At 69.1% G+C, this 8,230-nt stretch carries 7 protein-coding genes; 4 read left to right on the top strand and 3 right to left on the bottom strand.

The window, feature by feature from the left end:
• The 4 genes from JWP60_RS13965 to JWP60_RS13950 all read left to right on the top strand — a co-directional run.
• On the top strand, positions 1 to 439 hold a 439-nt coding region (locus JWP60_RS13965), incomplete at its 5' end, for a GNAT family protein (RefSeq protein WP_299792258.1).
• Entirely contained in the window at positions 436 to 1,314 is an 879-nt protein-coding gene (locus JWP60_RS13960) for a lytic transglycosylase domain-containing protein (RefSeq protein WP_299792255.1), read from the top strand. The genes JWP60_RS13965 and JWP60_RS13960, both read left to right, overlap by 4 nt.
• Positions 1,315 to 1,463: 149 nt before the next feature.
• Positions 1,464 to 3,824, top strand: a complete 2,361-nt coding sequence (gene parC / locus JWP60_RS13955; RefSeq protein ID WP_299792253.1) for a DNA topoisomerase IV subunit A — start codon at positions 1,464 to 1,466, stop codon at positions 3,822 to 3,824.
• The gene (locus tag JWP60_RS13950) at positions 3,821 to 4,024 is read left to right on the top strand and encodes a hypothetical protein (protein ID WP_299792250.1); all 204 of its coding nucleotides are present in this window, start codon (positions 3,821 to 3,823) and stop codon (positions 4,022 to 4,024) included. Before parC ends, JWP60_RS13950 begins: the two co-directional genes overlap by 4 nt.
• A gap of 158 nt (positions 4,025 to 4,182) precedes the next feature.
• On the opposite strand, the gene JWP60_RS13945 is transcribed toward JWP60_RS13950, so the two are convergent.
• The 3 genes from JWP60_RS13945 to JWP60_RS13935 are packed head-to-tail and all read right to left on the bottom strand — an operon-like array spanning position 4,183 to position 8,219.
• The gene (locus tag JWP60_RS13945; protein WP_299792247.1) at positions 4,183 to 4,635 is read right to left on the bottom strand and encodes a RidA family protein; all 453 of its coding nucleotides are present in this window, start codon (positions 4,633 to 4,635) and stop codon (positions 4,183 to 4,185) included.
• On the bottom strand, positions 4,632 to 5,579 hold the full coding sequence (locus JWP60_RS13940; RefSeq protein ID WP_299792244.1) for a transglutaminase family protein: 948 nt from the start codon (positions 5,577 to 5,579) through the stop codon (positions 4,632 to 4,634). The genes JWP60_RS13945 and JWP60_RS13940 overlap by 4 nt, the downstream gene beginning before the upstream one ends.
• Positions 5,580 to 5,588: 9 nt before the next feature.
• Positions 5,589 to 8,219 carry a circularly permuted type 2 ATP-grasp protein gene (locus JWP60_RS13935; protein WP_299792241.1) on the bottom strand — a complete coding sequence of 877 codons (2,631 nt, stop codon included), beginning with the start codon at positions 8,217 to 8,219 and terminating at the stop codon, positions 5,589 to 5,591.
• Positions 8,220 to 8,230: the final 11 nt, after the last annotated feature.

The following is an 8,230-nucleotide window of genomic DNA, read 5'->3' as shown; positions in this document are numbered from 1 at the left end:
GGCCTTCATCACGCCGTGGGAACGGATCCAGCACGAGGCGGCCGTCCGCTTCCCCGACTTCCGGCACTTCATCATCGAGGGCGGTGAGGGCCTGGACGCGGTGGGCTTCCTGATTTTCATCGGTTGCCGCAGCCAGCATCAGTCGCTCGAGCTCAAGCGCATGGTGGTCGCCACCAAGGGCGCCGGTTACGGCCGCGCGGCGCTGCGAGTCGCCAAGAAAGTGGCCTTCGACGACCTGGGGGCGCACCGCTTCTGGCTGGATGTGAAGGCGCGCAATACCCGCGCCAAGGCCTTCTATGACAGCGAAGGATTCGTGGTCGAAGGCCAATTGCGCGAAGCAGTGAAGTTGGCGGAAGGCTTCGACTCCTTGATCGTCATGTCGATGCTCAAGCCCGAGTTCACCGGCCGCCGCGGCCTGGGATTGGAGCTGCGCGCATGATGCTGTTCGCGCGGCGTGTGCTGAAGTCGTCCCTGGCCTGCGCGCTGCTCGCGCTGGGCCTGCTGCCGGCCGCGCACGCCGACGTGTGGGGCTACGTCGACGCCAAAGGCGTGGCCCATTTCGCGTCGGCCAAGCTGGACGAACAATACGAGTTGTTCTTCCGCGGCGGCGAAAGCTTTGACACCGCTTCGGGGCTGGCCAAGTCGGGCGAGAGGCCATCAAGCGCACGCGCCGTGGCGGTGCCACGCGTCGCGCCCAAGCTCATCGCTTTCTTCGAGGTCTCGCCCAGCTTCAAGCAGGTGAAGCATCACCTGCGGGAAGCCGCGAAAGCGCAGGACATCGATTACGAACTGCTGCAGGCCCTCATCGCTACCGAATCGGGCTTCGACGCGGCCGCGGTCTCGCCCAAGGGCGCAGTGGGGCTGATGCAGGTCATGCCCGCCACCGCCCAGCGCTACGGCGTGACCAGCGACGCGAAGTCGGCGATCGGCAAGAAGCTGGTGGACCCGCGCACCAACATCCGCGCCGGCACGCGGTATCTGCGCTATCTCATCGACCTGTTCCCCGGCCGGCTTGACCTCGCGCTGGCCGCCTACAACGCGGGCGAGGGCGCGGTGCAAAGGGCGGGCAACAAGGTCCCCAACTTCCGCGAGACGCAGGACTACGTTGCCACCGTGATGCAGCTCTACGCCATGCTCAAGCCGACGGCCCCCTTCGGTCGGGGGAATGTTCCCGCGCGCGTGCGCATGGAGATGCCGGTGCATGCAGCGACCCTGGGCGGGGCGGCGGGCCGCGGCAATCTGCCGGCCGGCCAAGCGCCGGCGCTTCCGCTCGCACTCGCGCCGCAGGCCGACGGCAATATCGAACGTGAATGACGCTGCCGGTCGGCACCGAGCAGTAAGCCGCGGTATTGCCCAAGGTGCGAACCATGAGGGCCGCGCCGACTGCGACGCACGCGCTGGCACAGCCCGCCGGCGTACTCGGCTGACCCTTCCCTAATTCATTTTTTCTGTCTGCGAATTCAATGGAGCAAGACCTCATTTCCCTGGCCGACCCCGGCGACGGTGACGACATCGAGCTGGACCTGGGCGCTTACGCCCAGCGCGCCTACCTCGAATATGCGCTCAGCGTGGTCAAGGGCCGCGCCTTGCCCGATGTGTGCGACGGCCAGAAACCGGTTCAGCGCCGCATCCTGTATTCGATGGCGCGCATGGGCCTGGGTTACACCGGCACGGCGGGCGCGCGGCCCGTCAAATGCGCCCGCGTGGTGGGCGACGTGCTGGGCCGGTTCCATCCGCACGGGGACCAGGCCGCCTACGACGCGCTGGTGCGCATGGCGCAGGACTTTTCGCAGCGCTATCCGCTGGTCGACGGCCACGGCAATTTCGGCAGCCGCGACGGCGACGGCGCCGCGGCCATGCGCTACACCGAAGCGCGCCTGGCGAAGATCGCCAACCTGCTGCTCGACGAGATCGACGAGGGCACGGTGGAGTTCGTGCTCAATTACGACGGCAGCACGCAGGAGCCGGTGGTGCTGCCCGCGCGCCTGCCGTTCGCGCTGCTCAATGGCGCGAGCGGCATCGCGGTGGGCCTGGCCACCGAGATCCCGTCGCACAACCTGCGTGAGGTGGCCGAGGCTTGCGTCGCGCTGGTGAAGAACCCCAAGCTGTCCGACGAAGACCTGTTCGCGCTGATCCCCGGGCCCGACTATCCCGGTGGCGGCCAGGTGATCTCGAGCGCGGCCGAGATCGCCGAGGCGTATGGCAGCGGCCGCGGCTCGCTCAAGGTGCGGGCGCGCTGGAAGATCGAGGACCTGGCGCGCGGCCAGTGGCAATTGGTGGTGACCGAGTTGCCCCCCGGCGTCTCGACGCAGAAGGTGCTGGAGGAGATCGAGGAGCTCACCAACCCAAAGGTCAAGGTCGGCAAGAAGGCGCTGTCGCAGGACCAGGTGCAACTGAAGCAGACCCTGCTGTCGGTGCTGGATGCGGTGCGCGACGAGTCGAGCAAGGACGCGGCCGTCCGCCTGGTGTTCGAGCCCAAGACCAGCAAGATCGACCAGGGCGAGCTGACCACCACGCTGCTGGCGCAGACCTCGCTGGAGACCTCGGCGCCGATCAACCTCACGATGGTGGGCCTGGATGGCCGGCCGACGCAGAAGTCGCTGCGGCAGATGCTGCAGGAGTGGATAGCGTTCCGCCAGCGCACGATCGAGCGGCGCTCGCGCCATCGGCTGGAAAAGGTCAACGACCGCATCCACATCCTCGAGGGCCGGCAGCTGGTGCTGCTGAACATCGACGAGGTGATCGCGATCATCCGCGGCGCCGACGAGCCGAAGCAGGCGCTGATGGCGCGCTTCACGCTCTCCGAGCGGCAGGCCGAGGACATCCTGGAAATCCGGCTGCGGCAACTGGCGCGGCTGGAGGCGATCCGCATCGAGCAGGAACTCAAGGAACTGCGCAGCGAGCAGGAGAAGCTGCAGGAGATCCTCGGCTCGCCCACGGCACTGCGCCGGCTGATGATCAAGGAGATCGAGGGCGACACCAGGACCTTCGGCGATGCCCGGCGCACCTTGATCCAGGCCGAGAAGAAGGCCGTGGCCGAAGTGAAGGTGGTCGACGAGCCGGTGACGGTGGTGGTCTCGCAAAAGGGCTGGGTGCGGGCGCGGCAAGCGCACGGCCACGAGGCCGCGAGCTTCGCCTTCAAGGCGGGCGACGGCCTCTACAGCACTTTCGAATGCCGCACGGTCGATACGCTGCTGGCCTTCGGCAGCAATGGGCGCGTGTACTCGGTGCCGGTGTCCGTCTTGCCGGGCGCGCGCGGCGACGGGCAGCCGCTGACCACGCTGATCGAACTCGATTCGGGCACGCAACTGGTCCACTACTTCGCGGGCGCGGCCACTGCGTGGCTGCTGCTGTCCAATTCCGGCGGCTACGGATTCCTGGCGACGGTGGAAAACATGACGTCGCGGCAGAAGGGCGGCAAGGCCTTCCTCTCGCTCGGTGCCGGCGAGACGGTGTGTCGTCCCTCGGCGGCCAACGTGCCGCTGCCGCCCGGTGCGCAGGCGACGGCCGCGAATGCGCCGGCCACCAGCGTGTGCTGTGCCTCCACCGGCAGGCGCATCCTGACCTTCGACATCGCGGAGCTGAAGGCGATGGCCAATGGCGGCCGCGGCCTGATGCTGATGGACCTGGAGCCCAAGGAAGAACTCGCGGGCGCGGCCGCCTATACGCGCTCGGTGCGCATTGCGGGCCTGGGCCGCGGCGACAAGGAGCGCGAGGAGGTGCTGGAGATCCGCTCCCTGAACAACGCCAAGGGCGCGCGCGGCCGCAAGGGCAAGGTCGCCGACCTGGGCTTCAAGCCGCTGTCGGTGGCGCGGGTGGAATGATGGAAGGCCGCCGCCTGCGCGCAGGCCAGCCGATCACGCCGCAGGAGTTCGACGAACTGTCGGACGAGGAACTGGAGCGGCTGGTCCCGAAGAAGTACCGCGAGTTCTTTCCGGGCAAGGAGGGCTGCGCGGACGGGTTTTTCTACCTGCACGACGGGACGGCGTACAGCTTCTATCGGGGTGGGTTGCTGGACGAGTAGCTTCCTGTCCTGGCGCTGTCGCACGGCGAGTGGATGTCATCCCGGGCTTGACCCGGGATCCATGCGGCGCTCGATCAACCGCCCGCGTGGATTGCGGGTCAAGCCCGCAATGACATCCTTTGTCCTTCGTTCTTCGTTCGAGTCGCAAGCGGGAGGGGCTAAACCTCGGCAATCAACTCGATCTCCACGCACGCACCCATCGGGATCTGCGCCACCCCGAACGCGCTGCGGGCATGCGCGCCCCGGTCGCCGAACACCTGCGCGAACAGCTCGCTTGCGCCGTTCGTGACCAGGTGCTGCTCGGTGAAGTCCGGCGTGGAGTTCACCAGGCTCATCACCTTGACGATGCGCTTGACGCTGTTCAGGTCGCCCACGGCCGCATGCAGCGTCCCCATCAGGTCGATCGCGATCGCGCGCGCTGCCCCCATCGCTTCCAGCGTCTGCATCGTCTTGCCCAGTTGGCCGACCCACGCCTTGCCGTCCTTCTTGGCGATGTGGCCCGAAATTAACACCAGGTTGCCGGTGCGCACGAAAGGCACATAGGCCGCGGCGGGGGTGGCCACCGGCGGCAGCGCGATGTTCAGTTCCTTCAGCTTGTCGTAGATGTTCATGGCTGGCTCCGGGAGGAAATGGCTGGCGCCGATTCTGGCATCGCGGGCGCTGCCGAGGTCGGCTCGCTGGGCGTCACCGTCACCGCGACCCGCAGCGAATGGTGCGTGCCCCCATGGATCACGCCGCGCATCGGCGACACGTCCGAGAAGTCGCGGCCGATCGCCAGCGTGACGTAGTCTTCGCCGGCCGTGCGGTCGTTGGTGGGATCGAGTTCGACCCAGGTGCCGGGCGCGTCATCGGCCGCGGGCAGATACACCGCGACCCACGCATGCGAAGCATCGCAGCCCACCAGGCGCGGCTGGCCCGGGGCGGGCTCCGTGAGCAGGTAGCCGCTGACATAGCGGGCCGGCAGGCCCAGGCTGCGCAGGCATCCCAGCATCACGTGCGCCAGGTCCTGGCACACGCCCTTGCGCAGCGCGAGCGCCTCCAGCGCCGGCGTGTTCACGTCGGTGGCCGTGGTCTCGTACTCGAAGTCCTCGTGGATGCGCCGCATCAGGTCGTGCGCGGCCGCGAGCAGGGGGCGCCCGGCCGCGAAGCTGGCCTGCGCGTACTCCACGAATTCGCCGTCGCGCGGCACATAGGGCGAGGCGAAGGCGAAGCCGGCGGCCGGGTCGTAGCGGGCGCCGCGGTGATAGCGCAGGCGATCGGCCACCTGTTCCCACGGCAGGTCGTGAGACGGCTCCTTGCACGCGGTCGTGCGCACCAGGCTATCGGCCTGCACGCGCAGGAAGTCGTGCGGGAACTGCAGGCTGAAGAAGCTGCGCACGTTGCCGAACACGTCCGGTTGCTCCGCGGCCCTGGCCGGCCCGGGCGCGATCGTCAGGCGATGGCTCAGGAGCTCCTGGTGGGCGCTGTCGACCGGCTTGAGGTGCGCGACATGCTGCGCGGTGCGCACCATGGGCACGTAGTCGTAGGCGGTTTCGTGCAGGACGTGCAGCAGCATGCGAATGTCTCAGGCACCGACCGAGTAGCGGCCGTCGCCGGTGTGGGCGAAGTAGCGGGCGGTCAGGTCGTCGGACAGGCGATAGGACGCATCCACGCATTGCTGCAGCAGTTCCAGCAGCGCCGCATGCTGGCCTTGCGCGTCGCGCTGGCACAGGGCCTCGAGCGTCCAGCGCTGCGGATCGGGCAGCACCATGGCCATCACCGGCATCGCGCCGGCCGGCGAATTGGCCATGCGCGCGAGCCGGCTGCGCAGCGTCTGCGCCACCCAGCCCAGCGAGCGCGGGTTGTCGCGATCGAGCACCAGCAGGTCGAGCAGCGCCGGAATGTCGTGCCGCTGCTGGTACTGCGCGTGGAAGGTGATGGTGCTGTCGAACAGCGCCACCACCGCCTCGAAGCCGCCCTCGTCGAGCACCGCGTCGGTCTCGAAGGCGCTGGCCAGCGCCTGCGCGAGAAAGCCCAGGCGCTCGAGATGGCGGCCGGTGGAGAGCAGCCGCCAGCCGTCGTCGCGCGTCATGCGGTCGGTCTGGGCGCCGGTCATCGCGGCGGTGTGCGCCGACAGCATCTCGAGTACGCGCAGTGCTTCCGCCGAGGAGTAGTCGCCGTCGCCGACGGCGGCCGCGCAGCCGACGCGGAATTCCTGCTCCGAGCGCACCATCAGGTTCCACTGCTCCTGCGACAGCCGCTCGCGCACCGCGCCGGCGGCAATGCGCACCGCGCACAGGTTGAAGCCGACGCTGTGCGCCTTGCGGCTGTCGCCCAGCGCGGAGATCAAGGAACGCTCGAACACGCGGCGGCCCTGGGTGGCCGGCGGCACCGCCTTCAGCACCAGCGCGTTGGCCGTGCACACTTCGCTGAGCCAGCGTAGCAGGGGCTGCGAGTTCTGGTCCTCGCCATTGAGGCTCTGGATGGTGAGCCGGGCCAGCCGCGCGGTGTTCTCGGTGCGCTCGGTGTAGCGTCCCAGCCAGAACAGGTTCTCGGCCGCGCGACTGGTGACCGTGCGATTGCGCAGCGGCGTGTCCACGGACGGATGCGCGTGGTGCAGCAGGCTGGTGGCATCGACCTCGCCCTCGGTCAGCACCCAGGTGTCGGCGCTGCTGCCGCCCCGCTGCATCGAGGCGATCTCGAGTTCCTCCGACGCGATGCGGCTCAAGCCCCCGGGCAGCACGCGCCAGCCCTGCGGGCCGTCGGACACCGCGAACACGCGCAGCAGCAGCGACCGCGGCAGGATGCGGTCGCCATTGCGCGTGGATTTCCACGTGGGCATCTGCGACAGCGGCACGTAGGCCTGCACGGTGTGCTGGTCCGGGTCGCGCATGATGCGGCCGGCCCATTCATCGAGGTGGCGGCGCGTGAGGTTGCGTCCCAGCACCGCGCGGGCACCCGGCTCGCCGTACGTGCCCTTGATCACGTTCTGTCCGAGCTGCGGCAGCACCGCCATCATGGCGGCGCGTTCGCCGCACCACCAGGTGGGCAGGGCGGGCAGCTTCAGTTCCTCGCCGAGCAGGTGCCGGCTCAGTGCCGGCAGGAAACCCAGCAGCGCGGTCGACTCGAGGAAGCCCGAGCCCGGCGCGTTGGCCACCAGCACGTTGCCGGCGCGGATCGCCTGCAGCAGGCCGGGCACGCCGAGGCGCGAATCGGAACGCAGCTCCAGCGGGTCGAGGAACTCGTCGTCGAGGCGCTTGAGCACCCCGTGCACCGGCTCCAGCCCCTTGAGCGTCTTGAGGTACAGGCGCGCATCGCGGACCGTGAGATCGCTGCCTTCGACCAGGGTCAGGCCCAGGTAGCGCGCGAGGTAGGCGTGCTCGAAGTAGGTCTCGCTGTACGGGCCGGGCGTGAGCAGCACGATGCGCGGCTCGCCGGCGCCGGCGGGGCACAGGCGCGTCAGGCTCTCCAGCAAGGCGCGATAGGTGGCGGCGAGGCGCTGCACCTTGAGGTCGCCGAAGGCCTCCGGGAACAGGCGCGAGATGACCAGCCGGTTTTCCAGCAGGTAGCCCAGGCCCGAGGGCGCCTGCGTGCGTTGCGACACCACCCACCACGCGCCGGCGGGGTCGCGGGCCAGGTCGAACGCGGCGATGTGCAGGCGGCGGCCGCCCGCGGGCTTGGCGCCATGCATGGGCCGCAGGTAACCCGGATGGCCTTGCACCAGCGCCGGCGGCAGCAGGTTCTTGGCGAGCAACTGCTGCGGGCCGTAGACGTCGTCGAGGATGCCTTCGAGCAGGCGCGCCCGCTGCAGCACGCCGGCCTCGATCTGCTGCCACGCGGTGGGCGACACGATCAGCGGGAACAGGTCCAGCGACCAGGGCCGCTGCGGCCCGCCGGCGTCGGCATAGACGTTGTACGTGACGCCGTTGTCGCGCACCTGGCGGTGCAGTTCGGCGGTGCGCCGGTTCAGGTCGGAGAAGCCTTCTTGCCCCAGGTTCTCGAAGAAGCGGGCCCAGTGCGGGGTGGGCAGGGCATGGCCGGCTACAACCGTAACCTGCGGCGGCGGGCCCTCGGGCGCAGGCGCCGAGACGCCGCCGCGCAGTTCGTCGTAGTGCCCGGGCGCAGCCGGGGGCGCCAGGGCTGCGGCAAGCGCAGCTGGCGTCTCGTCGGCCTGCGCGCCGAACAGCGATTCGTTGGGAGAGTCCACTGCGGCCATTGTCCCATCCC

Source organism: Ramlibacter sp., assembly GCF_028291745.1.
Classification (GTDB): Bacteria; Pseudomonadota; Gammaproteobacteria; order Burkholderiales; family Burkholderiaceae_C; genus Ramlibacter.
This window is presented reverse-complemented; position numbering and strand designations above follow the sequence as displayed.